This is a genomic window from Symbiobacterium thermophilum IAM 14863 (assembly GCF_000009905.1).
Classification (GTDB): domain Bacteria; phylum Bacillota; class Sulfobacillia; order Symbiobacteriales; family Symbiobacteriaceae; genus Symbiobacterium; species Symbiobacterium thermophilum.
On record NC_006177.1, the window covers coordinates 293,002 to 317,236 of the forward strand.

General features: G+C 60.5%; 14 protein-coding genes, 13 tRNA genes, 4 rRNA genes and 1 pseudogene. 24 read left to right on the plus strand and 8 right to left on the minus strand.

Annotated features, from left to right (window positions below):
- Positions 1–14: 14 nt before the first annotated feature.
- The 18 genes from rrf (STH_RS01345) (at position 15) to STH_RS01435 (ending at position 7,355) form a co-directional block, all read left to right on the plus strand.
- Positions 15–122: ribosomal RNA gene (gene rrf / locus STH_RS01345) — 5S ribosomal RNA — on the plus strand.
- A gap of 6 nt (positions 123–128) precedes the next feature.
- Positions 129–204 (plus strand) — tRNA-Lys (locus tag STH_RS01350).
- Between the two features lie 5 nt (positions 205–209).
- Positions 210–285 (plus strand) — tRNA-Glu (locus STH_RS01355).
- 25 nt (positions 286–310) lie between these two features.
- Positions 311–387 (plus strand) — tRNA-Met (locus STH_RS01360).
- Between the two features lie 5 nt (positions 388–392).
- Positions 393–468 (plus strand) — tRNA-Phe (locus STH_RS01365).
- A gap of 5 nt (positions 469–473) precedes the next feature.
- Positions 474–558: transfer RNA gene (locus STH_RS01370), tRNA-Tyr, on the plus strand.
- A gap of 6 nt (positions 559–564) precedes the next feature.
- A tRNA-Gly gene (locus STH_RS01375) sits at positions 565–640 on the plus strand.
- Between the two features lie 7 nt (positions 641–647).
- A tRNA-Ala gene (locus tag STH_RS01380) sits at positions 648–723 on the plus strand.
- 31 nt (positions 724–754) lie between these two features.
- Positions 755–830 (plus strand) — tRNA-Val (locus STH_RS01385).
- Positions 831–849: 19 nt separating this feature from the next.
- A tRNA-Asp gene (locus STH_RS01390) sits at positions 850–926 on the plus strand.
- Between the two features lie 5 nt (positions 927–931).
- Positions 932–1,022 (plus strand) — tRNA-Leu (locus tag STH_RS01395).
- A gap of 49 nt (positions 1,023–1,071) precedes the next feature.
- A tRNA-Thr gene (locus STH_RS01400) sits at positions 1,072–1,147 on the plus strand.
- A gap of 3 nt (positions 1,148–1,150) precedes the next feature.
- Positions 1,151–1,227 (plus strand) — tRNA-Ile (locus tag STH_RS01405).
- A 9-nt stretch (positions 1,228–1,236) separates the two neighbouring features.
- Positions 1,237–1,313: transfer RNA gene (locus STH_RS01410), tRNA-Met, on the plus strand.
- A 311-nt stretch (positions 1,314–1,624) separates the two neighbouring features.
- Positions 1,625–3,189: ribosomal RNA gene (locus STH_RS01415) — 16S ribosomal RNA — on the plus strand.
- Positions 3,190–3,479: 290 nt separating this feature from the next.
- A 23S ribosomal RNA gene (locus tag STH_RS01420) occupies positions 3,480–6,425 on the plus strand.
- A 50-nt stretch (positions 6,426–6,475) separates the two neighbouring features.
- A 5S ribosomal RNA gene (gene rrf / locus STH_RS01425) occupies positions 6,476–6,583 on the plus strand.
- Together the 16S, 23S and 5S rRNA genes with 13 tRNA genes alongside form the textbook arrangement of a ribosomal RNA operon.
- Before the next feature lie 370 nt (positions 6,584–6,953).
- Complete coding sequence (locus STH_RS01435; protein WP_011194396.1) at positions 6,954–7,355, plus strand: nucleoside recognition domain-containing protein; 402 nt, start codon at positions 6,954–6,956, stop codon at positions 7,353–7,355.
- 119 nt (positions 7,356–7,474) lie between these two features.
- Here STH_RS01435 and STH_RS01440 read toward each other — a convergent pair whose 3' ends face one another.
- From STH_RS01440 to STH_RS01470, 6 genes are all read right to left on the minus strand, one after another.
- Positions 7,475–8,443, minus strand: a complete 969-nt coding sequence (locus STH_RS01440) for a hypothetical protein (RefSeq protein ID WP_420834786.1) — start codon at positions 8,441–8,443, stop codon at positions 7,475–7,477.
- Between the two features lie 15 nt (positions 8,444–8,458).
- Positions 8,459–8,686: a hypothetical protein gene (locus tag STH_RS01445; protein WP_011194398.1), complete on the minus strand. Its 228-nt coding sequence runs from the start codon at positions 8,684–8,686 to the stop codon at positions 8,459–8,461.
- A gap of 517 nt (positions 8,687–9,203) precedes the next feature.
- A complete protein-coding gene (locus tag STH_RS01450) occupies positions 9,204–9,950 on the minus strand; it encodes an ExeA family protein (protein WP_083765891.1) in 747 nt (248 codons plus the stop codon).
- Positions 9,951–11,632: 1,682 nt separating this feature from the next.
- Positions 11,633–12,322 carry a hypothetical protein gene (locus STH_RS01460; RefSeq protein WP_011194403.1) on the minus strand — a complete coding sequence of 230 codons (690 nt, stop codon included), beginning with the start codon at positions 12,320–12,322 and terminating at the stop codon, positions 11,633–11,635.
- Positions 12,323–12,387: 65 nt separating this feature from the next.
- Positions 12,388–12,636 carry a hypothetical protein gene (locus STH_RS01465; RefSeq protein ID WP_043712995.1) on the minus strand — a complete coding sequence of 83 codons (249 nt, stop codon included), beginning with the start codon at positions 12,634–12,636 and terminating at the stop codon, positions 12,388–12,390.
- 842 nt (positions 12,637–13,478) lie between these two features.
- Positions 13,479–14,465 carry an ISL3 family transposase gene (locus STH_RS01470; protein WP_083765892.1) on the minus strand — a complete coding sequence of 329 codons (987 nt, stop codon included), beginning with the start codon at positions 14,463–14,465 and terminating at the stop codon, positions 13,479–13,481.
- Between the two features lie 215 nt (positions 14,466–14,680).
- Here STH_RS01470 and istA (STH_RS01480) point away from each other — a divergent pair, with 215 nt between their 5' ends.
- Together istA (STH_RS01480) and istB (STH_RS01485) are read left to right on the plus strand one after the other, a co-directional pair.
- Positions 14,681–16,207, plus strand: coding sequence for an IS21 family transposase (gene istA, locus STH_RS01480; RefSeq protein WP_011194407.1), 1,527 nt, complete (start codon positions 14,681–14,683; stop codon positions 16,205–16,207).
- A 3-nt stretch (positions 16,208–16,210) separates the two neighbouring features.
- On the plus strand, positions 16,211–16,966 hold the full coding sequence (istB, locus tag STH_RS01485; RefSeq protein ID WP_011194408.1) for an IS21-like element helper ATPase IstB: 756 nt from the start codon (positions 16,211–16,213) through the stop codon (positions 16,964–16,966).
- A gap of 259 nt (positions 16,967–17,225) precedes the next feature.
- On the opposite strand, the gene istB (STH_RS01490) is transcribed toward istB (STH_RS01485), so the two are convergent.
- Complete coding sequence (gene istB / locus STH_RS01490; protein ID WP_011194409.1) at positions 17,226–17,999, minus strand: IS21-like element helper ATPase IstB; 774 nt, start codon at positions 17,997–17,999, stop codon at positions 17,226–17,228.
- Complete coding sequence (gene istA / locus STH_RS01495; RefSeq protein ID WP_011194410.1) at positions 17,996–19,510, minus strand: IS21 family transposase; 1,515 nt, start codon at positions 19,508–19,510, stop codon at positions 17,996–17,998. Before istA (STH_RS01495) ends, istB (STH_RS01490) begins: the two co-directional genes overlap by 4 nt.
- Before the next feature lie 316 nt (positions 19,511–19,826).
- Between istA (STH_RS01495) and STH_RS01500 the strand changes: the two are divergent.
- From STH_RS01500 to STH_RS18210, 4 genes and pseudogenes are all read left to right on the plus strand, one after another.
- A pseudogene (locus tag STH_RS01500) lies at positions 19,827–20,621 on the plus strand (IS256 family transposase); the annotation flags it as partial.
- Between the two features lie 158 nt (positions 20,622–20,779).
- Positions 20,780–22,237: an ISLre2-like element ISSyth4 family transposase gene (locus STH_RS01505; RefSeq protein ID WP_011194412.1), complete on the plus strand. Its 1,458-nt coding sequence runs from the start codon at positions 20,780–20,782 to the stop codon at positions 22,235–22,237.
- 512 nt (positions 22,238–22,749) lie between these two features.
- Positions 22,750–23,613 carry a RimK-like protein gene (locus STH_RS18205; RefSeq protein WP_148205448.1) on the plus strand — a complete coding sequence of 288 codons (864 nt, stop codon included), beginning with the start codon at positions 22,750–22,752 and terminating at the stop codon, positions 23,611–23,613.
- Between the two features lie 107 nt (positions 23,614–23,720).
- Entirely contained in the window at positions 23,721–24,230 is a 510-nt protein-coding gene (locus tag STH_RS18210) for a hypothetical protein (protein WP_148205449.1), read from the plus strand.
- Positions 24,231–24,235 lie beyond the last annotated feature (5 nt).

A 24,235-nucleotide genomic window follows, 5' to 3' on the forward strand; every position in this document is an offset into this window, starting at 1 on the left:
AGACCTCCAAGGTTTTGGGTGGCGATGCCGGAGGGGATCACCCGTTCCCATTCCGAACACGGAAGTTAAGCCCTCCAGGGCCGAAGGTACTCCGCAAGGGGGAGAATAGGTCGCTGCCCAAATCTATTGGACCGCTAGCTCAATTGGTAGAGCATCCGACTCTTAATCGGCAGGTTGTAGGTTCGAGTCCTACGCGGTCCACCACTGCCGGCCCCATCGTCTAGAGGTCTAGGACGGCGCCCTCTCACGGCGCAAACAGGGGTTCGAATCCCCTTGGGGTCACCACTGCAACAACTGCATAGGGCACCATGGCGGCGTAGCTCAGCTGGTCAGAGCATGCGGTTCATACCCGCAGTGTCGCTGGTTCGAATCCAGCCGCCGCTACCACCGATGGCCCGGTAGCTCAGTTGGTAGAGCACGCGACTGAAAATCGCGGTGTCGCCAGTTCGATTCTGGCCTGGGCCACCACTGGCGGGGAGATACCCAAGTGGTCAAAGGGGGCTGACTGTAAATCAGTTGCGTAACGCTTCGGAGGTTCGAATCCTCCTCTCCCCACCAGATTCTGCGGGTTTAGCTCAGTTGGTAGAGCGCCACCTTGCCAAGGTGGAGGTCGCGAGTTCGAGTCTCGTAACCCGCTCCAGCGTTATGGGGCTATAGCTCAGTTGGGAGAGCGCTTGAATGGCATTCAAGAGGTCAGGGGTTCGAATCCCCTTAGCTCCACCAGAGGCGGTGTCGGTGGCCGCCGCAGCCAGATGCGCGGTTAGCTCAGTTGGGAGAGCGCATGATTGACGTTCATGAGGTCAGAGGTTCGATCCCTCTACCGCGCACCACCAGACAATGTTCATACGCGGAGGCGTGGTGTAGAGGCCTAACATGCGGCCCTGTCACGGCCGAGATCGCGGGTTCGAATCCCGTCGCCTCCGCCAGATTTGCAGATGTGGCGGAATTGGCAGACGCGCACGGCTCAGGACCGTGTCGGGTAACCACTCCCGGTGGGAGTTCGAGTCTCCCCATCTGCACCACGTCGCCTGGGCTCCGCGGTATGCGCGGCGGGGATTCCGGGTGGGTTCTGCTGATGTAGCTCAGGAGGTAGAGCACGTCCTTGGTAAGGACGAGGTCACCGGTTCGAGCCCGGTCATCAGCTCCAGGCGCGAGGGTAGCTCAGTAGGCCAGAGCACTCGGCTGATAACCGAGAGGTCCCGGGTTCGAATCCCGGCCCTCGCACCAGTTTCATACCGCGGGGTGGAGCAGCCAGGTAGCTCGTCGGGCTCATAACCCGGAGGTCGAGGGTTCAAATCCCTCCCCCGCAACCAATCCAACTTCGGAAGCGGCTTCTGCCGCTTCCGAAGTTGCCTGCCGGGAGGCAGGAGGAAGTGCCGGCAGCATCTGGGCGTTGACGTCGACCGGTGCGCCTGCTAGAATAACTCCTTGCCGCCCACCGGCGGCGCAGCTCACGGCGGAAACGGCTGGCTGGAACGAGTTGGCCTGTTGACACGAAGCCGGGAGATTGCTAAACTGGTGAAGCTGTCGCCTGACGGCAGCGAGATCTCGAACCTTGAAAACTGGACAGTGCAGAGAGGGAAGCCGAGCGAGCCGGTATTCCAAAGGAGCCAACATCAAGCTTTCCACGGAGAGTTTGATCCTGGCTCAGGACGAACGCTGGCGGCGTGCCTAAGACATGCAAGTCGAGCGGGGTTTCAGGGCTTCGGCCCTGAGACCCAGCGGCGGACGGGTGAGTAACACGTGGATAACCTGCCCTCTGCTCTGGGATAACAGGCCGAAAGGCCTGCTAATACCGGATAAGCTCACGGACCCGCATGGGTTTGGGAGAAAAGGCGCTGGAGTCAGTGGCGCTGGCAGAGGAGGGGTCCGCGGCCCATTAGCTGGTTGGCGGGGTAACGGCCCACCAAGGCGACGATGGGTAGCCGGCCTGAGAGGGCGACCGGCCACACTGGGACTGAGACACGGCCCAGACTCCTACGGGAGGCAGCAGTCGGGAATTTTGCACAATGGCCGAAAGGCTGATGCAGCAACGCCGCGTGAGCGAAGAAGGCCTTCGGGTTGTAAAGCTCTGTTGCCTGCGAAGAAGGGCCCTGTCAGGAAATGGGCGGGGTTTGACGGTAGCAGGCGAGGAAGCCCCGGCAAACTACGTGCCAGCAGCCGCGGTAATACGTAGGGGGCGAGCGTTGTCCGGAATTACTGGGCGTAAAGGGCGTGTAGGCGGCCTGTTAAGTCAGGGGTGAAAGACCGGGGCTCAACCCCGGGGGTGCCTCTGAAACTGGCGGGCTTGAGTGCTCTAGAGGGCAGTGGAATTCCCGGTGTAGCAGTGAAATGCGTAGAGATCGGGAGGAACACCAGTGGCGAAGGCGGCTGCCTGGGGAGTCACTGACGCTGAGGCGCGAAAGCTAGGGGAGCAAACAGGATTAGATACCCTGGTAGTCCTAGCCGTAAACGATGAGCGCTATGTGTGAGGGGTATCGACCCCCCTCGTGCAGTAGCTAACGCATTAAGCGCTCCGCCTGGGGAGTACGGCCGCAAGGTTGAAACTCAAAGGAATTGACGGGGGCCCGCACAAGCAGCGGAGCATGTGGTTTAATTCGAAGCAACGCGTAGAACCTTACCAGGGCTTGACATCCACCGAATCCTGCAGAGATGCGGGAGTGCCTCTCTAATGAGAGGAACGGTGAGACAGGTGGTGCATGGTTGTCGTCAGCTCGTGTCGTGAGATGTTGGGTTAAGTCCCGCAACGAGCGCAACCCCTGTCGCATGTTGCCAGCGGGTAAAGCCGGGCACTCATGCGAGACTGCCGGTGACAAACCGGAGGAAGGTGGGGATGACGTCAAATCATCATGCCCCTTATGTCCTGGGCTACACACGTGCTACAATGGCCGTCACAGAGCGAGCCGAACCTGCGAGGGGGAGGGAATCGCAAAAGGCGGTCTCAGTTCGGATCGCAGGCTGCAACTCGCCTGCGTGAAGTCGGAGTTGCTAGTAATCGCGGATCAGCATGCCGCGGTGAATACGTTCCCGGGCCTTGTACACACCGCCCGTCACACCATGGGAGCTGGCAACACCCGAAGTCGGTGAGCTAACCCGCAAGGGAGGCAGCCGCCGAAGGTGGGGCCGGTGACTGGGGTGAAGTCGTAACAAGGTAGCCGTATCGGAAGGTGCGGCTGGATCACCTCCTTTCTAAGGAGACGGCTTCCCCGGAAAGGGGGAAGGACTCCTAGGTCGATCCTCGGTCTGCGGAAGCGGGTCGAGGCAAGCTGACGGCTTGCAAGGCGACCGATCTGCACTGTCTGGTTTTGAGGGTTCGAGAGGACCGCCTTTTCGGGCGGTCACTTCTTGGACTTCCTCACCTTCCAGGACTTGTGGGTTGTGAGGGGCCGGTGAGACCGGTATACTCAGAACTCCTGGTCCGCAGGTCGTACCTTGAAAACTGCACAGTGGACGCACAGCGCGGGAAGCGCTGACAGCGAAATCAAGCTGGAAAGGGCACACGGCGGATGCCTGGGCGCCAGGCGCCGATGAAGGACGTGGCAAGCTGCGATAAGCCTCGGGGAGCCGCAAGCAGGCGTAGATCCGGGGATCTCCGAATGGGGCAACCCGGCTGGCGTAATGGCCAGTCACCCACAGCTGAATCCATAGGCTGTGAGGAGGGCACCGCCCGAACTGAAACATCTCAGTAGGGCGAGGAAAAGAAATCAACCGAGATTCCCTCAGTAGCGGCGAGCGAACGGGGAGGAGCCTAAACCAGTTCCGGCTGAGCCGGGGCTGGGGTTGCGGGACGCCGATGAAGCGATGCTCCTGAGCCTAGCTGAACAGGTCTGGAAAGGCCGGCCACAGAAGGTAATAGCCCTGTAGGCGAAAGGCGAAGGACCGCTTGGCGGATCCCAAGTACCACGGGACACGAGGAATCCCGTGGGAATCCGGGGGGACCACCCTCCAAGGCTAAATACGCCTGGCGACCGATAGTGAACCAGTACCGTGAGGGAAAGGTGAAAAGCACCGCGGGAGCGGAGTGAAAGAGACCCTGAAACCGTGTGCCTACAAGCAGTACGAGCCCCATATAAGGGTGAGTGCGTGCCTATTGAAGAATGAACCGGCGAGTTACGGTCACTGGCATGGTTAAGGGCCTCAGGCCCGGAGCCGAAGCGAAAGCGAGTCTGAAGAGGGCGTAGTCAGTGGCTGTAGACCCGAAACCCGGTGATCTATCCATGGCCAGGGTGAAGCGGGGGTAAGACCTCGTGGAGGCCCGAACCGGTCAGTGTTGAAAAACTGTCGGATGAGCTGTGGATAGGGGTGAAAAGCCAAACGAACCGGGAGATAGCTGGTTCTCCCCGAAATAGCTTTAGGGCTAGCGTCGGCAGAGAAGCTTGCTGGAGGTAGAGCACTGATTGGGCTAGGGGCCCTATCGGTTACCGAACCCAGTCAAACTCCGAATGCCAGCAAGTATGGCCGGCAGTCAGACGGCGAGCGCTAAGGTCCGTCGTCAAGAGGGAAACAGCCCAGACCGCCAGCTAAGGTCCCCAAGTCTCTGCTAAGTGGTCAAGGATGTGGCGTTGTAGAGACAACCAGGATGTTGGCTTAGAAGCAGCCATCATTGAAAGAGTGCGTAACAGCTCACTGGTCGAATGACGCTGCGCCATAAATACTCGGGGCTAAGCAGAGCACCGAAGCTGCGGACTGCCGTAGGGCAGTGGTAGGGGAGCGTTCCATGTGCGGCGAAGGTCGACCGGAAGGACGGCTGGAGCGCATGGAAGTGAGAATGCCGGTATGAGTAGCGAAAAGACAGGTGAGAATCCTGTCCACCGAAAGCCTAAGGATTCCTGAGCAAGGCTCGTCCGCTCAGGGTCAGTCGGGACCTAAGCCGAGGCCGAATGGCGTAGGCGATGGGAAACAGGTCGACATTCCTGTACCACCTACGGGTCGCTTGACCGATGCGGGGACGCAGGAGGCTAGGGGGACCCGGCCGCTGGTTGAGCCGGGGTAAGCGGGTAGCGTGGCCCGGTAGGGAAGTCCGCCGGGCTAAACGTGAGACGCGATGCCGACCGAAATGAAGTAGGGAAGCCCCTGACGCCACACTGCCGAGAAAAGCCGCTAGGGAGACCCGGGGTGCCCGTACCGCAAACCGACACAGGTAGGCGGGGAGAGAATCCTCAGGTGCGCGGGAGAACCCTCGCTAAGGAACTCGGCAAAATGCATCCGTAACTTCGGGAGAAGGATGGCCCTCGAACCGTGAGCGGAGAGACGCCGCAGAGCGGGGGAGGGTTGCAGAGGAGAGGCCCAAGCGACTGTTTACCACAAACACAGGTCAGTGCTAAGCCGGAAGGCGACGTATACTGGCTGACGCCTGCCCGGTGCTGGAAGGTTAAGGGGAAGGGTCAGGCTGCAAGGCCGAAGCTCTGAACCGAAGCCCCAGTAAACGGCGGCCGTAACTATAACGGTCCTAAGGTAGCGAAATTCCTTGTCGGGTAAGTTCCGACCCGCACGAATGGCGTAACGACTTGGGCACTGTCTCGGCGAGGGACCCGGTGAAATTGCAATACCTGTGAAGATGCAGGTTACCTGCGATTGGACAGAAAGACCCCATGGAGCTTTACTGTAGCCTGGCATTGGATTTTGGTGGTGCGTGTACAGGATAGGTGGGAGCCTGCGAAGCCGGGTCGCCAGATTCGGTGGAGGCGCCGTTGGGATACCACCCTCGCAGCATCGAAGTTCTAACACAGGCCCCTGGAGCGGGGCCGTGGACCGTGCCAGGTGGGCAGTTTGACTGGGGCGGTCGCCTCCCAAAAGGTAACGGAGGCGCCCAAAGGTCCGCTCAGGATGGTTGGAAATCATCCGTGGAGTGCAAAGGCAGAAGCGGGCTTGACTGCGAGACAGACAGGTCGAGCAGGGTCGAAAGACGGGCTTAGTGATCCGGCGGTTCCGGGTGGAAGGGCCGTCGCTCAACGGATAAAAGCTACCCTGGGGATAACAGGCTGATCTCCCCCAAGAGTCCACATCGACGGGGAGGTTTGGCACCTCGATGTCGGCTCATCGCATCCTCGGGCTGAAGTCGGTCCGAAGGGTTCGGCTGTTCGCCGATTAAAGCGGTACGCGAGCTGGGTTCAGAACGTCGTGAGACAGTTCGGTCCCTATCCATCGCAGGCGGAGGAGATTTGACGGGATCTGCCCCTAGTACGAGAGGACCGGGGTGGACGGCCCGCTGGTGTACCAGTTATCCCGCCAGGGGTACAGCTGGGTAGCCATGGCCGGAACGGATAAGCGCTGAAAGCATCTAAGCGCGAAGCCGGCCCGAAGATGAGATCTCCCATCCCGCAAGGGAGTAAGGCCCCTGGAAGATGACCAGGTAGATAGGCCGGGAGTGGAAGTGCCGTAAGGCATGGAGCGGACCGGTACTAATCGGCCGAGGGCTTGATTTCGCTGACATGTGTGTTCACTGTGTGGTTTTGAGGGTAAGACCTCCAAGGTTTTGGGTGGCGATGCCGGAGGGGATCACCCGTTCCCATTCCGAACACGGAAGTTAAGCCCTCCAGGGCCGAAGGTACTCCGCAAGGGGGAGAATAGGTCGCTGCCCAAACTCATTTGGAGACCGCCGCAGGCGATGCGGCGGTCTTTTGCTACTGCAGGCGTGTCAGAGCCGGAGGGGATCACCCGGAGGCAACCCGAAGGGTTGCCGCGGCCCGGTAGCGGTCCGCGCAGCGGACGGCGATAGGGCGTTCCCATTCCGAACACGGAAGTTAAGCCCTCCAGGGCCGAAGGTACTCCGCAAGGGGGAGAACAGGTCGCTGCCCAGACTCACTTGGAGACCACCGCCGCGTGCGGTGGTCTCCTGTACTACCGCACCGAAGACGGCTGCGGACGCTGATCGCATGGAAAGCGTCTCCGGCACATAAGCATGTCTCGCGGCCCGGATGGGACGCGCCACACTCGAGACCCGGAGGTGCTCCATGCGAGGCAAGTTCACGACCCCGGTCCTGGCGGCCGTGGCGGTGATGTTGACCGCGGCGCTGGTGATCTACCCGAAGGAGTCCCTGGAGGCCGCCAAGGAAGGGATGAACCTGTTCTTCACCGTTGTTTTCCCGTCCTTGCTGCCCTTTTTCATCCTGAGTGAGATGCTGCTGGGGCTCGGCGTCGTTCACTTCATCGGGGTGCTGTTCACGCCGCTCATGCGCCCGCTCTTCAACGTGCCGGGCGAGGGTGCGTTTGTCCTCTCCATGGGCCTGGCCGCAGGATATCCCATGGACGCTGTGATCACGGCGCGCTTCCGCAGGAGCAACATGTGCACCCGGGTGGAGGGGGAGCGCATGCTGGCGTTCTCCAACACCGCCGACCCAGTATTTCTGTTGTAAACACCACCCGAACCAACAAGACAACGCCCCTGACCACGGAGGTTGGGGGCGTTTTCGTGTTTCTTAGGCCGCTTGCGGGGCCATGCGGAAGGCCGCCAGCGGGAGTGCCACCGTGCCTGTTATCCAGTCCGGTGTGAGCGGCTGGTCCGTTCGAGCCAGCAGAGGTCGGTGTCGGCCTGGACGGCCACCACGGCGCGGAGCCCGGCCAGCTGGGCTGTTGCCTGGAGGGCCAGGACTAGCCGGAGGGGGAGGGTGACCACCCGGTGCCACTCCGGCGGGAGCGGCAGGCAGGTGGTCAGGACCAGGACCAGGGGACGGTCGCCACGGGCCGCCCAGCAGTCCAGGGGGCTGATCGGCCCGAAGTGGCCCACCCGATCACCGCCGAGGAGTGGAGCCAGGCGTCCGGCGATGGCCACCGCCTGGTCGAGTGTGGCCTGATCCCGGAGGAGCGGCTGGCCGTCCAGGTCCACCATCCGGGACTGGTCGGGAATGGAGGCCGGGCCGCCGATCTCCACCTCGGCGGTCTCCTCCGTCCGGCCGATGAGCCGCATGGCGTTGACCCGGACCTCCAGCACGGGTTCCAGGGCGGTGGCTCCGTGCCGGACCCGGTAGCCGTCAACCCGGCACCCACCCACGGCACCGGGGAGGTCTGCCAGGCTGATAGCCTGTACCTGGTCGTCATAGACCACCACGAACCAGGCCGGAACGCCGAGGGCGACGGACCACGTGGCCATGGCCGCAACCTTCCGCAAGTTGATGTAGAGGGTGGGGTACCTGGCAGCCTCATGATACCGCCGCTTGACCTCTACCGCGCCGACCAACCGCTCGCCGGCCACGGCCAGGAGGTTGATCTCCGCCAGACCGCCCGCCTTCACGACGGCCAGACCATGCCGGTAGAGGATGGCCGCCACCTTACGTTCGGCGGCGGCATCCGCTTCGGTGGTCCGGGCCCACGTACCATCCGGGTAAGCGGTAGGCCGGGACTGTATCTGATCGCATGGGTCACACCCCCATGCGCCTGTTTTCGGGTTTGTGAATGGGCGAAGGTCAAGACGCTGAGCAAGTGCAGGCGCAGTATTATCGGACAAGTCACTGGTTGGATCTCAGATGAGCCCCATCGCCATGGCCAGTCGGGCTAGGGCTCGCTGTCGGATGCGGGCGGTCTGCGCCCGGCTGTAGCCGATCAGCAGGGCGGCGCCCACTAAGTTGTGCGTCTGGTCGATGTAGATGGCTTGGATCAGCTGCCGCTCCACCGGAGTCAGGACCTCCAGGGCGTGCTCCACCAGCCGGACCCGCTGCCAGGTTGCCCGGTACTCGGGGTCCGTCTCCATTACTACAACACGGCCTCCGGTCGGGTCGCTCACCCGTCCGGCCGGACGGCTGCCGCCTACGTTCTCTTCACCGGCTGTCTGCCATCCGATGCGCTCCGTAGCGATACACTTGTTGTTGCCCGCGCTATTTGGCAGTGACTTGACTGGCGACAGTGTCGTTCGTCAACTGACGCGTTGGTTTGTCGCCAGGATCGGGGGCGACCGGCAAGCCGGTCGCCCCTGCTGAGCTTAGAACAGTGTAGCTTGTACAGTTCCGGATGCGACCCGTTTGCTTGGGCTCGGTGAATCCGTGCCGTCCTCCGGCACTCCGTGAGTGCCTGGCGGCTCCTGGCGAGGAATGCACGAAGATCTCGGGCGCTGGGGAACTCCAGCTCGACGGCACCAGTCGTTCCATCCCGGAGCACGAGTACGTAACGTGGGTGCGTCCGGCAGTCCGGCTCACAATCGAAGTAGACCTCAACCGTAAACTGAGGCAGCACGGTCGCTCGCAGTGAGGCCAGCACGAGTCATCCCTCCATTACCACGGGCTGCTGCCCTTGGCGGTCTGCAGATCCTGCAGCTCAAACAGAACCCGGTCGACATTGGCCTCGTCCACAAAGCGCTGTTCACGGGAGCAGGCGTCCAGCAGGCAGTTGGTGCAGAGTGTGTTAATGACCCGGGGAAGCCCGCGGGACTCGGCGGCGATCTTCTGCAGCGCCTGTTCCGAGAAGATGTCGTGGTCGACGCCCGTCCGGCGCAGATGGTGCCGGATGTACGCGACGCTTTCTTCGTCGCTCAGCGGCCCCAGATGGTACCGCACCTGAACGCGCTGGGCGATGGCTTCGAAGGTGCGCAGGCGGAGCATGCCGCGCAGTTCGGACTGGCCCACCAGCAGAAAGGTCATGGGACAGGCCGAATCCAGGTGGAAGTTGAGCAGGAACCGCACTTCCTGCAGCATGGCGTGCGGCAGCAGATGGGCCTCGTCCAAGACGATGACGGGCTGCAGCCCGTGCAGCCGGTAGCCGTCCAGGATGGTCTGCTCAAACAGCCGGCGGGCCTCTCGGCTCAGGAAGTGGTAGGGTGCGGCGACACCGAGCTGGGTGAGCACGTCGCGGTAAAAGGCCGTGGGCGTGAGCTTGGAGTCGGCAATGTAGACAAACGGATTCCGGCTGCGATCCAGCAGGTCGTAGAGGGTACGGATCGCAGTGGTCTTGCCGGATCCCACCTCACCGGTGATGAGGCCGAACGCCCGGTGGTGCGTATTCCGGTCAAATCGACCAGTGATTCCGGTTCAAGCCGACCACTGGTTCTGATCCAAGTCGACCGCCGTTTCCGATCTCATCCGGCCAGCGCGGTGGCACTGAGGGGACGGAGCGAAGTGGCGATGGCTTGGCAGCGCTAAGCCATGCTCGACTGGGATGTCTGGAGGTTCGCTATCTTCCGCATGGATTCCCCCTGGCCAGGGTCAGCAGGGCCAGGCCAGCATCTCGGGTGCAGTGGGCGGCGGCGGCACGTTCTGCGGCCTCGTGGGCCAGAGCGGCAGCTGGGAGCCAGTGCCCATCTGCTGCCGCACGCAGGTGGGCCAGGGTCATGGCAGTAGTGTCCACAGCGATCCCTCCCTGCGTCTAATCATACCACATGCGAACAGGTGTTTCCGTTTTAAGTAGGCGGCAAAAACAACACTTGACAAATCAACGGACCCATCATAAGAGGAGACACCCCTTATCACTGGTGATAGGGGTATCAGGTGAGATAGACCACCCCTTATCACGGGTGATAACCGAAGTTATATAAAGAAAGATACACATATACATGCGCGTGCTGGGAACTGGGATCGCCGAAAGGTCCGGCTTCGCCGGACGGTCCCACAACTAAGGCTCTGCTTTGAGATGTCACGGTGATTCCCCAAGCAAGGCGGCCCCAAAGGCACCACAAGCGGCGCCAGCCGCTCCTTTCGGCGGATCGCGAAACCACGACAGTCGCATAAAAGTTCTACAGTGAGACGGTGTGTAAGGAGGTTGATCCTGTGACCACTGCAACCATGCTTGCGTCTCTGGCTGTTGGCGTTCTGGCCTGCTTGGCCGCCCGGCGGCTCGTGACCCTGCTTAGCCTGATCGTATACCTTGCCGTTGGCGGCCGCAGGACGGCCTCCGGCACCGTGGGCAGGTGGCTGGCCCTCTCGGCTGGAGTGCTGGCTCCGATAGGTCTCATACCCCTGATCTGGTGGGTCCTGTTGACGGACCCCGCTACATGGACGGCCTCGCAACCGTACCACATCGTCCTAATGATGGTGTCCCTCGGCCTCTCGCTTGGGTATTTCCGCGACCGGCGGCGCCCCGGAACCGTGATGTGGTGCTTGCGGCAGGAGGGGCTGGCGCTCGCAGCGCGGCGGGCCGGACGGCGACAGCTGTAAGGAGAAGAAAAGACCGCTCGGCAGCGGTAGGCCGGGCGGTCATTTCTGAGCGGCATTTCCGGTGGCACTCTCGCATGCCATGTCAGTGCGGCAGAGCGAAGGGCGAATTACGAAGCCCCGCCAGGGGCGAGCGGCGATAGCCGAGTCGGTGTATACGCAGACCTAATTCGCCGGGCTCTGAACCCGCTGGCCCGCACCACGCCTGGCTTGTGGGCATCGGTCCTCTTTCCCCGGCGTGGAACCCACTAGTGGAAGGGGACGTGGAAACATCCGTGGAAAATGGCGTGGAAACGCCCGTGGAAATCAACGTGGAAATCCCCGTGGCAATCCACGTGGAAATGGCCCGACAATGGTCTTGTGATCTTGTATACACGCCCGAAGCCGCGGAGTAGAAGGGCTTGAGCCTCCCGTGTATACAAAAACGCCTCAGAAGGCTGTCTCAGGGCCACTTCTTACGGCGTTTTTGTTGCTCTGTATACACCGGAACGGCGCACCACGAGCGGTCTGGAGGTGGGTTTGTGTACGGCCACATGGGGCTCCCGCAGTTCGCGGGGTTACTGTCGTTTCTCGCTGGGGCTGGGGAGATGCCAGGCAGCTGATGGAGAGGGGGCTGGCGGGTCGGTCAGGACACTTAGGTGTCGCTCATAAGCCCAGATAATGGCCGGCGCCAGGTCTGTCGCTTCTCCCCGGCGAAACCTGACCAGATCGTGGCACAGGTCCGAAACCAGGGCGGTGATCCCGGCCTGGTATTGGGTTAGCTGGTGGTACGGCACCTCGCCGCCCACCTCCGCCAGGGTCTCGGCATAGGACGGATCACTGATGATCCGGCTAGCCCATTCCCGGACGGTCGAGTGGATGGTACCGGGAGGGTGGAGCCTGCCCAGATGGCAGCGCAGTATGTTTTCGGCTATGGCCGCAACATCCGACTGGAGCATGGGTTCGGTCCGGTCTATGATGATCCACTCAGCTTGGCGGTCTGTGCAGACCGATTGGATGATCTGCTCCACGGCCAGGCGGGCATCCTGGTCACAGCCGTCCTCTGCGACCACTTGGAGGCAGGCGTCTGGGGCCAGCATCTCCATCAGACGGGCAACGCGGACGACTACTTCTGCGGCAGGATACGCCGCCCGCAGTTCTTTCCGAATCAGGTCGGCCAGGGCATCGGCGCTGGCCAATTGCGAGATGTAGGGGGCATCCGGCACTAGGCGGGTGGGACACACGACGTACTCGATGCGTGTGATCATCGGTGCGCCTCCTTTATTGGGCGCTCGGCCCCGCTGTTGGGCCGGGCTGGTTGGCAGTTAGTGGGTCAGACTGTGTGCTGGGCGGTCTGGATCGTGTACCAGTACAGTGGGTCGATCAAGGCCGGGTCCGTGCCGACGTAGTAGGCCAAAGGGCCGCGAGGAACGCAGTACAGGTACTCGGATTCGGCCAGCCGCTTGATTTCAGCCGCTTCGCGCGGGTTCCGCGCGTACACCGGCACGGACCACATGCCCTCCGGTAAGCAGCCCTCAGCAATGGCAAATCGCAGGGTTTCGACGTTGATCATCCGCTCCACAGCGTGCCCTCCTTCACACAGACGGCCCGGCCTGGCGAGGGCCTGGCGTCTTGGGTTCGTTGTCCGGCTTCACCTATATTATGGAGCGGCCGGTGAGCCGTTTCTGCTCCGCTGGTGGCGGAGCGGCTGGGGGGCGCCCGGTGAGGCGCCGGGCCTGCGCCGGGTGGTGCAGGCTGGCCCGTGGGCCGGTGTCCGGCCGGTGCGCCGGGGAGCGCCCGCCAGGGAGTGGGGTCATCACTGCCTGTAAACATTGTACATTATGACAGGGTTGGGCGCAAGAGGTGTCTCAAGAGAATATTGACAATATCACCATATAATGATATAGAGAGTACCCCTTATCACCCGTGATAGGGGGTATCATTAGCGATAATGGGTGCCCCTTATCACAGGTGATAGGGGGTATCACGGCTGATAGGGGAGGGGTTATCACCACTGATAACCGAAGTTATATAAGGAAGATACCCAAAGAAGATACACGCGTGCTTTTGGATCAGGGGATAGGGGAACCGCCGAATCCGGCTTCGCCGGGTGGGGTCAGAAGCACAACTAACCCCCTGCCATTAACAGCACGCCGTCCCGTTCACCGGGCAGAGGGCCATTCGGGCAGCAGAGCGGCGCCAGCCGCTCCTTTCGGTGGGTCCGATTTCAGCCTGGAGGGTGAAAGGCTCAGTTGACGGAAACGGGGTGTCCGCCGTATGATAACAGTGCAAGTGGGTCCAGTCCACACGATCAGGAGAAGACCACCTGGTGATTAGCGCCGGGCCGTCTTCTTTTTTTGCGCTCTCCGTCAATTGTTGTGGAGGCAGTGAACGCGGCCACGTCACCATCTTGGAAACTGGAAACTAGGCAGCCAGCAGGATCTTCCGGCGGAAGTTCTCGAAGGAGCGGAATCCGTAGGCCTGACGCTTGATCACCTTGATCTTGTTGTTCAAGCCTTCGGTGATACTGTTGGAGATTCGGTAGCGATGGTAGTTGGCGAGCTCTCTCTGCCAACGGAGAAAGGTTGTGGCCAAGTGCTTCAGTTCAGGCACCCCGGAGGCCAGTAACCAGGAGATGAGTTGGGCCAGGCGGTGGCTTGAGTTCTCTGTGGTGCTGGTGTTGTACCAGCGACGGAGGCGCTCCTTGGCAGCGTAGGCCGCCCGCAGCTCGGGGGATAGGGCGAGGAGTTGCGATAGGCGCTTACGCTGGCTGGAACTCAAGTCTTCAAAGTTTCGAAGCAGGACGCTCCGGCTGCGGAAGATGGGGTGCGTTCTGTCGCCCTTGATCTGACGCCGGACCCGTTTACGGACGGCGTTGAGGGCGTAGTTGGCCAACCGGATCACGTGGAACTTGTCGGCCACGATCTCTGCCTCCGGTAGCGCTTGACGCACCGCCTGACGGAAGGCTTCATTCAGGTCGATGCACACTGCCTGGACACTCTTCTCATACTGCTTTAGGTGCTCTCGGACGGGCTTCTTCTCCCTGGTCTCGACGACATCGAGAATCCTGCGCTCCTCCAGGTCAACGAAGACCGTGTTGTACACCTGTCCCCGCTTGGCAGCGAACTCGTCGACGCCCAGAAACTTCGGCTTCGGCTGCGGACGTGACTGCACCTCCCTGCGCCTGGAGGCGGCCCGGGTGTGGAACCGGTGCCTGGAACTCCACCGGCAGGGGCGGCAGCAGGGGCGGTGGCTGGACGAAGGGGAACTGAAGGCCCTGACCAAGGGTGGGCAGTTTGCCCTGCACGCCGCCAGCGTCCAGGCGGTGGTGGAACTCTTCGTGGAGTGCCTGGAACGGACAAGGGCGATGCGAAGGGCTGGCCGGTGCGTATTCCGGACGGATTCGACCACTCATTCCGGTCGAATCCGTCCACTTATTACGGATGAAATCGACCACCGTTTGCGGGGATAGTCGACCGCCCATTCCGGCCCAAATCGACCGGCTCGAATCCTAGAGCGAAGCGGCATGGTCGACCATTACAGGGTTTTGCCGGCTCCTCCCGAATTGTGGATAACATCTCCACACGAGAGGACGTGGGCAAGCCTTGGCAAATCGGAGGTTGTCGATGCGCAAGATCAGAGAGATCCTTCGCTTGAAGTGGGAGGTCGGGCTCTCCGCCCGGCAGATTGCCCGGAGCCTCTCGATCTCGCACAGCACCGTGCTGGACATGCTTCGGCGGTTTGAATGCTCCGGCCTTTCCTGGCCGCTGCCGAACATCGACGACGCAGAACTTGAGGCCAAGCTTTACCCAGGAAACCCCCAAGGGCTAGTAGAGCGGCCCTTGCCAGACATGGCCTACATCCACCGGGAACTGGCCCGAAAAGGGGTTACCCTGCAGCTCCTGTGGTGGGAATATAAGCAGAATCATCCAGATGGGCTGCAGTACAGCCAGTTCTGCCAGCGATACCGGCAGTGGCGTTCCAAGCTCGATGTCGTTCTCCGGCAACCGCATCGGGCAGGTGAGCAGATGCAGGTGGATTTCGCCGGCGATACCGTGCCCATTCATGACCGCGAGACGGGAGAGGTTTGGCAGGCTCCGATCTTTGTTGCCGTTCTGCCGGCCAGCAATTACACCTTTGCCAAGGCCTATCCGGCTCAGGACCTGCGTTCCTGGATCAAAGCCCACTGCGACGCCCTGGAGTTCTTCGGTGGCGTTCCAGAGATCATCGTGCCGGACAATCCGAAGGCCGGCGTCACCCGCGCTTGCCGCTACGAACCGGATCTCAACCCGGCTTATCAGGAAATGGCGGCCCATTACGGCGCTGCGGTCATTCCGGCAAGACCCCGCAGCCCCAGGGATAAGGCGAAAGTCGAAAACGCGGTCCTGGTGGTGGAGCGCTGGATTCTTGCCGCCCTGCGGAACCACACCTTTTTCAGTCTTCACGACGCGAACCGGGCAATTCGAGAGGCCGTGGCCAGACTCAACGACCGACCGTTCCAAAAACTCGAAGGAACGCGCCGGAGCCTGTACGAAACGCTGGACAAGCCGGCGTTGCGCCCTTTACCGCCGCAGCGTTATGAGTTTGCTGAGTGGCGGAAAGCCAAGGTCAATCTCGACTACCATGTCGAGGTCGACCGCAACTACTACAGTGTCCCGTACCCGTTGGTTGGGGAGACGGTGGATATCCGCCTCACGGACGGCCTGGTGGAAATCTTGCACCGGGGAAAACGAGTAGCCTGCCATCCACGGGCGACCGGCCGTGGACGGTCCGTCACCCAGATTCAGCACATGCCGGCCTCCCACCGCCGGCATCGGGAATGGACCCCGTCCAAGTTGCGGCGTTGGGCGGAATCGGTCGGACCCCACACGGCGCAGTTGGTGGTGACGATCCTGGAGGAGAAGCCGCATCCGGAGCAGGGCTTCCGGTCGTGCCTTGGCATCATCCACCTGGCCAGGAAGTATGGCTCCGACCGTCTCGAAGCGGCCGCCGCTCGGGCATGTGCGGCCCGGACGTTCAGCTACAGCAGTGTGAAGTCCATCCTGGCCCATAACCTCGATCAAGCGCCGCTGCCTGGCCCGCCGGACAACCAAGCCACTCCGGTGCATCCCAATCTGCGGGGCCCCGACTATTACGCAGGGGGAGGGCCGTAACGAATGCCCTTGCAGACGACGATTGAAAGGCTTCGGGAAATGCGGCTTCGCGGCATGGCTGACGCCCTGGTGCGCCAACAGCAGCAACCTGAACTCCAGTCCCTGTCGTTCGAGGAACGTCTGGAACTCCTCGTGGATCAGGAATGGCTCGACCGGCAAAACCGGCGCCTGGCTCGGCTTCTCAAAGAGGCGAAATTCCGCGTGGCCGCATGCATGGAGGATGTTGACTACCAGCATCCGCGCGGCCTGGACCGAACCGTCATGCGGAGCCTCGCCGCATGCCAGTGGGTCGAGTACGGCCAGCACATCCTGATTGTTGGACCCACCGGTGTGGGGAAAACGTTTATCGCGTGCGCCCTGGGCAACGCCGCCTGCCGGCACGGCTACACCGTTCGCTACTACCGAGTGCCGCGACTCCTTGCCGAGCTGGCTACCGCTCGGGTTGATGGCTCCCTTCGCCGCATCCTCAACACCCTGGCCCGGACCGATGTACTGATCCTGGACGACTGGGGTCTCGCTCCCATCTCTGTGGCGGAATCCCGAGACCTTCTCGAAGTCATCGATGATCGTACACAGGCACGGTCGACAGTGATTGCCTCGCAGTTGCCGATCGAAACGTGGCACAGTGTGATCGGCGACGCTACCGTAGCCGATGCGATCTTGGACCGCCTGGTACATGGTGCGCACAAACTGAACCTGAAGAGGGAATCCATGCGGAAGATAGCGAACCTCCAGACATCCCAGTCGAGCATGGCTTAGCGCTGCCAAGCCATCGCCACTTCGCTCCGTCCCCTCAGTGCCACCGCGCTGGCCGGATGAGATCGGAAACGGCGGTCGACTTGGATCAGAACCAGTGGTCGGCTTGAACCGGAATCACTGGTCGATTTGACCGGAATACGCAAAGAGATAGTGAGCCACTTTGATCATCGAAAAGTGAGCCACCTGCCAGCCCTATAGGGCTGTTTTTGTTTCCATTGCCGTTTCCAGTTGTCAGGCTACCTGCGGAGGCCCAAGGGACTTACGGTGACTCCAGGCGCTGCTTCAAGGCTTCCTGCCGCCGGAGGGTCTCACGGAATCGGTACGACTCCCCGTTCATCTCGATGATGTGTGCCTTGTGGGTTACACGGTCTGCCAACGCCGCTGTCATCTTCTCGTCCCCAAACACCTGCGGCCATTCCGAGAATTCCAGGTTCGTCGTAATCATCAGGCTGCCCCGTTCGTAGCGTGCGGCGACGAAGTGGAACAGCAGTTCACTGGCCGTGCGGCTGAGGGACACATAGCCAAGCTCGTCCAGCACGACCAGATCGAGTCGCAGCCACTGCTTCTCGAGGCGGCTTAGCCGGTGCTCATTCTGCGCCTCCTGAAGTTCGGCGACGAGCTGGCCGACGCGCCAGAAGCGAACCCGGTAGCCCTGCCGGCACGCCGCGATGCCCAGCGCTGTGGCCAGGTGAGTCTTGCCTGTACCGCTATTTCCAACGAAGAGGACGTTCTCCCGATCCCGGATGTATTCGCTCTTGCTCAGCGCCAGGATCTTCGCCTTGTTCACGGACGGAATAACCGTGAAGTCGAAAGACTCCAGTGTCTTGGGAACAGGGAAGCCGGCGGCCTTGAGACGGCGCTGAAGCTGGTTGTCTTCCCGGTGGATCACCTCCTGCTCCATGAGGGCTTGTAGGTACTCCTCAAAGGTCTTGTTGTGTTCAGCCGCATCCCGCGCCAGATCCTTGTACAGGCGCCGGACTGTGGGTAGCTTTAGGCGCTTCAGGTAGTAGTCCAGCAGGAGTTCCTGGCTCAATGCACCACGCCCCCTTTCAGGAGCCGGTTGTACTGAGCCAGTGAGGGTTGCTGGACCCGAATGCTGGCCAGTTCCCCGGCGGTGGAGGGCGGTGCTCCATCTGCAAGATCCGGCTGAGCTCCAAGGAGTTGCTTGACGGCTGCGTAGCAAGCCGTACGCTGGGCCAGGGCTCGCTCCAGAGCGGTGCTTACCTCTGAAACCGAATAGGTGCGGTGCAGCATGAGGATCTCGATGAACTCCCGGTCACTGCGACCCTGTGCCTGCAGCTCGGCCCGGAACTGGTGGTAAACGGCCGGAAGCTGCGCCATCCGGAAGGGCTTCGCCTGCTCCAGCGCCCCAGGCTTCGCGTGAAGGAGTTCGAGGTAGTGGTCCAGATCGAGGATCTCCCGGTTACGTTCGTAGCAGCGGGGATGACTGGCGATCTTCTCCTGCCCGACGTAAATGTCGATCCGGTCCCAGTAAGCCCGCACCTGCAGGGACCGGTTCGCATACTGAACTGGCACGGAGTAACGGCAGGTCTCGAACGTCACGCAGGACACCTTGTTGCTCGTGACCAGCGCCACCTTGCAGCAGTCGAATGGCCGGGCAGGCAGAGGGCGCAGGAACTTCTTCTCGTGCTCCCAGCGCTCCAGGATGGACTGCGTCGAACCCTGTGGGACACGCCTGGCATACTCCAGGCACCGCTGCCACAGAATGGCGTTGAGCTCGTCCCAGGTCCTGGCTTCCCGGTGTGGCCCGACGATGTAGCGCTGGGCCAGGCCGACCAGATTCTCTACCGAGCCCTTCTCGTTGCCGGAAGCCGGGTTGCAGAAGTTGCTGTCGATGAGGTAGTAGGTGCGGAAGCTCAGGAAGGCGTCCTGCTCTTCCCGGTTGCGGCCTTCCAGAATCCGCTTGACCGCCTGCTTCAGGTTGTCCAGGGTCATGCGGCGGGGAACTCCGCCCAGCAGCTCCAGCGCCCGCCGGAGGCCGTCGAACATGGCTTCCTGCCGCTGAGTCGGATACGCAATCACAACAGGCATGCCACTCCAGCGCAAGCGGACACACAGGATGTGGACCGTGACCTCTACACCGTCTAGGACGACCACCGCCTCACCCCAATCGACTTCGATGCTCTCGCCAGGGTCGTGGTCCAGGGGGATGAATGCCGGCTGCATTCGCTTCAACTTGCGGATCTTAGCGATGTGACGCCGGACGGTGGGCTCGCTGCCCTGGTAGCCCAGGGCAACCAGGTCCTCGTAGATCGTCCTGCCGGTCCACCGTTGCTTACGGGGCAAGATCTCGTTTTCGGCGAGTCGCCGCTCGATCTCCGCCTGAAACTCCGGAGTCAGCACCAGCGGCTCGGCCGGCTTCTGCCGCCGATAGCGCGGGATTTCGGTAAGCTGGGCGTACTTGGCGACGGTCTTTCGAGAGATTCCGAGCGCCTTAGCAACCTGTCGCTGCGATTTCCCTTCTACATGAAGCAGCCATCTGATACGCTCAACATGAGCCATCTCGATCTTCAATCCTTTCACCCCTGCAAACTGGAAATGCGGCACATCCCAGTTTACAGGTTTGGAAGTTCGAGGTGGCTCCCTTTTGCGTGATCAAATGGCCCCCGAATGGCTCCCTTTTAGGTTATCAAACACAGAGAAAACCATGTCGGGTGGTGGACTTGATGGCTTGCGCAGCGATGTTGGGTGTCGTACCATGAGACTGCATCAGTCGAACCTCCACATGGTGGATTGGGAGCGGCCACACTCCCACCATGTATCATTGGTTCTGACTGATGCTTTTTCAATGGGTTTCCATTGCACGAAGTCCGGGTTATTCACGCGAAACTTGAGCTAGGAGCTGGACGAGAAGATGGCCCAGTTCCGCAACCGCCCCCTGGACGGGGAGTACCCCTACGTGTGGCTGGATGCCAAGGCGGTCAAGACCCGGGAGAACGACCGGGTGGTGAACATGGCGGCCGTCGTGGCTGTGGGAGTCCGCACCACAGGGGACCGGGAGGTCCTGGGGTTCGACCTCGGGCCGGCTGAAACGTATGAGTTCTGGGTGACCTTCCTCCGCAGCCTGGTGCGGCGGGGGCTGGGGGGCGTGCGCCTGGTGATTTCCGATGCCCACGAGGGCCTGAGACAGGCCATCGCAGAGGTGTTGCAAGGGGCGGCCTGGCAGCGGTGTCGGGTGCACTTCATGCGCAACCTGCTGGGTTATGTCCCCAAGCCGGCCCAGTCCATGGTGGCGGCGCTGGTCCGGACGGTTTTCGCCCAGCCTGACATCGAGGCGGCCCGGGAGCAACTGGACCGGGTGGTAGCCAGCCTGGGACGCCGCTATCCCAAGGTAGCTGCTCTGCTGAGCGAGGCGGCTGAGGATGTTCTCGCCTACATGGCGTTTCCAAGGGAGCACTGGCAGAAGATCCACTCCACGAACCCGCTGGAGCGCCTGATGCGGGAGATTGGCCGGCGTGTCGATGTGGTCGGCATCTTTCCCAACGCAGCGGCAGCCCTACGGCTGATCGGCGCCGTCCTGCAGGAGCAGGAGGACGAGTGGCGGGTGCAGCGGCGGTATCTGAGCATGCAGTCGATGGCCAAGTTGGCCCTCACGCCGTCTGAGCCTGAAGCAGCCCTGGTTCTCGACGCCTGAGCTCGCAAACGAGCCTGTTCTCGAAGGGAACCGCCGTTTACACACTTGACGGGACACGACCCACGAGGGAACTGCGGTCGCAGATTGCCCACGACAAGTGTGAGTAAAGTTTTCGTGGGTAGGCCACAACATTTCTGCTGAAAAAAGCAGGACGAGAGATGGCCCCTTCCAAAAGTGTTGTTGCTGGGAAAACACCAACACAGGGAGGGTCATCTCTCGTCATGGTTGAGATTCGTGCAGACAACGGCTTTTCCTTTGAGGAACTTGAAAGTGGTGTTTGGCAGCAGGTAGTGGAGTGTTTCCGCGAAGTGCTGGTCGAGGCACTCTCGCGGGTGGACACTTTGCTGTATGAAAACCGGGACGCCCAGCGGTATGTGTTCAAAGAGATGCGGTCCCGCACCCTCATGACCAAGTTTGGCCCGATCACATTCAAGCGCCGCTACTACTGGGACCAGGAGGAAAAGCGCTTTGTCTTTCTGCTGGATGAGGTGCTGCAGATCGCAAAGCGGCAGCGGGTGAGTGAATCGGTGAGGGCAGATGCGGTTGAAGCTGCAGTGACGGCCGGATCGTTTCGGGGTGCGGCAGCCGAGCTGGGGCGGCGGGACTGTCAGGTTTACGTCAGCCACGAGGCGATCCGGCAGTGGAGCATCGAGACGGGAATGGCCCTTGCGGCAGCGCAGAAGCAGCGGCAGGTGACCGAAGGGGGGACCCGCAAAGTCCGCTTCCTGTACATCGAGGCGGATGGATTCTGGCCGGGTCGTCAGCGCGGCAAGAAGGCGGAAGTGCGGCTGTTCGTGATTCATGAGGGTTGGGTAGAGCGAACCCCGGCTGGTACGGAGTACAGGCTGGTAAACCGCCGCGATTTCATTCCCGACAGCGGACGGGACAGCTGGGAGCAGTTGAGCGAGTTTCTGGAGAGGGAGTACGATCTCAGCGACACGTGGGTGATCATCAACGGGGACCGGGCCCGGTGGATTCGGGAGGGCGTGACGTGGTTCCCGAAGGCGCTGTACCAGATCGACCGGTTTCACCTGAAGCAGGAGCTAAACCACGTGCTGCGCCACCAGCCCCGGCTCCTGGAACGAGCGAACGCTGCGCTGGAGACAAACGACGCCGGAGGATTGCTGGCGGTACTGGAGGAAGCGCGTACTGCTGAGACCGACTCGAAGCGTCGTGGAGAGATCCGCAGGCTGGTGGCCGACCTCAGGACGATGCCGGAGTCGATACGGGACTACCGCGTCCGACTTCAAGAGCGGGGCGTCAGCGTTGAAGGGTTACGCGGCCTGGGTGCAGCGGAAGGGGCGGTGGAGCGGTACTCAGCACGGTTGCGGAAGGTCGGCCGGAGCTGGTCCGAGAGGGGCTTGAAGGCGATGATGCACGTGCTGGCCGCCTACTTTCACGGCACTTTGCGTGGGGCCGTGGAGATGGTGGAACGCCAGCTGGGACTCGAATCACTGGCTGCAGTTCGGGAAAAGGTGCGGCACCGGGTCGTGGAGACCGTGGGGCGGGGCATTGAAGGAGTCCGCCACGGGCGCATGCCGATCTTGTATGCCGGTCGGAACGCCAGCGGCGGATACTCTCGGATGCTGAGGGCGGCCGCCGGCTTCACCAAGTAGAAGAGGCAACAGAGGCATTCGGCGCCAATTCATGAACCAAAATCATACAGAACACTTTTGGAAGTGCGACGTACCCACTTTCACTTGACAGACCCACCGTCTTTCCGCTACTTGACAACCGTTGAAGTGGCGAAGGTTAAGCGATACAATATCCACGTAAAACATAGTGAAATGGGGGACGAGTGTGACGCTAGGAAGTAACCATCCGTTACTCAAGAGGGCATTTGTGTATCCCGGTGGAACTAAAGTACCAGACTTGACAGGGTGTTGGTATGACCCGAGACTCGGGGTCTGGTTGACGATAGAGGGCGACAAGACAGTCCCACTGGTCAAGTCCAACAATCCCGAGAAGCCTCGCCCTGTAACCAAGAAGGCCGATCGTGAGACAGGTGAAGACCTAAAGGGGACTTAACTGGGATATGCTGAGACCTGAAGTCTTGATTTTATCCAATCGGCACGATTATGCCTCGGACTACATTTGCTCACAGCTGTGGGAGCAAGGAATTCCATACTTGAGGCTTAACACGGACGACATGCCAGAGATGGAGTTATGCTTGTACCCTACCGAGCCACGTCTCGAAGGTGTTGTTTCCGGTCTAGAATTCTGTATTGATTCTGCTCTGCGGTCCGTTTATTTCAGGTGTCCGGTCTTCCTGAGGGAAATGCCGGGCATAGCTCTGCCGGCTCATGATCAAATGGTTCGTTCTCAATGGGCATCATTTGTCAGAAATCTTACCGTCTTCCAGGAGGCTTTGTGGGTAAATCACCCGGGCAAAACATACTTGAGTGAAAACAAAGCACTACAGTTACTCGAGGCTCGCAAGGCAGGTCTAACAGTACCTAGGTCCATAGTGACAAACAGTACTAAGAAAGTGACTACAGAGTTTGCAGGCGAGTCTCGTGTCATGCTAAAGAGTTTGGACACTCTATTGGTTAGGCAGGGTGATGTAGAAGCATTTGCTTATGCCGTTCCATGGAACTTATCGGAACTTGCAAAGGAAACGATGAGCGCGGCTCCAGCTACTGTACAACCTTACTTTGAGCCTAAGGTGGACTGGAGAGTGACGGTGGTTGGCAAGAAGCTCTTTGCGGTAAAGATACTTAAGGACGAGAAGGGTGTATCTGGAGACTGGAGGTTGGAAAAAGACAGGGTCCGATTTGTTCCGTCTAATCTTCCTGCTCCTGTTTCGTCTGCGTGTCTACGACTTACTAAACAATTAGGTCTCATTTTTGGGGCCATAGACCTTGTAGAAGTAGGGGGCGAGTTTGTTTTCCTTGAGATTAATCCTACCGGGGAATGGGCATGGTTGGTTGAGCAGGCCGGGTTGCCGATTGATCGTGAGATTGCAAAGATTCTGCGACAGGGGGAGCTGTAGGTCAATTGTCGTTTGTTAGTAAGTTAATAGACATAATGCTTGATGAAATTCTGCCGTATGCCGGAGCTTGGGTAGCACAACGACGTCTCGTAGAGGAGATTCGACCGATGATCGAGACGGGGGAACTACCACCTGACAGGGAAAGGTATGTAGAGATTGATCTCGGCACATTGGAAAGATTACATGCTTCTGAGAAAGATCGCAAGAAGGGAATTGAGGAGAAGGCGAAAGCAAACTTGGTTGCAGTCACTGTATCTTTTGCACTATTGTCATCTGTCATCGGTCTCCTTAGGGAAGGTAATCCGTTTATCAAGCACGGTGCCCTTGGCATAACTCTAACCATCTTTCTTGCCGTAGGCCTAATTTCATTATTACTTGGAGGATTAGCCGCCTTAAGAGCCCTGCGAGTTGACCAAATGTGTGATTTGTATATACAAACAGAATATCGCCTGTTGGGAGCGCCTGAAACAGAACGGAAAAGAGAACTTGTGCTTGCTATCTCCATAAATGAACGAATAACGAATATTAGAAGCAACTTCGTGGATGCGAGTTATACTCATATTCGCAACGGAATCCTAATAATGGCGTGTTTCGGCCTCTTTTTGATTTTCCATTAAAGGAC

Bases quoted from the DNA above. Each gene is read 5' to 3' on its own strand.
- STH_RS01435 (WP_011194396.1), top strand. From the start codon at position 6,954: ATGCGAGGCAAGTTCACGACCCCGGTCCTGGCGGCCGTGGCGGTGATG.
- STH_RS01445 (WP_011194398.1), bottom strand. From the start codon at position 8,686: ATGGAGACGGACCCCGAGTACCGGGCAACCTGGCAGCGGGTCCGGCTG.
- STH_RS01460 (WP_011194403.1), bottom strand. From the start codon at position 12,322: ATGATCACACGCATCGAGTACGTCGTGTGTCCCACCCGCCTAGTGCCG.
- istA (WP_011194407.1), top strand. From the start codon at position 14,681: ATGCGCAAGATCAGAGAGATCCTTCGCTTGAAGTGGGAGGTCGGGCTC.
- istB (WP_011194408.1), top strand. From the start codon at position 16,211: ATGCCCTTGCAGACGACGATTGAAAGGCTTCGGGAAATGCGGCTTCGC.
- STH_RS01505 (WP_011194412.1), top strand. From the start codon at position 20,780: ATGGCCCCTTCCAAAAGTGTTGTTGCTGGGAAAACACCAACACAGGGA.
- STH_RS18210 (WP_148205449.1), top strand. From the start codon at position 23,721: ATGATCGAGACGGGGGAACTACCACCTGACAGGGAAAGGTATGTAGAG.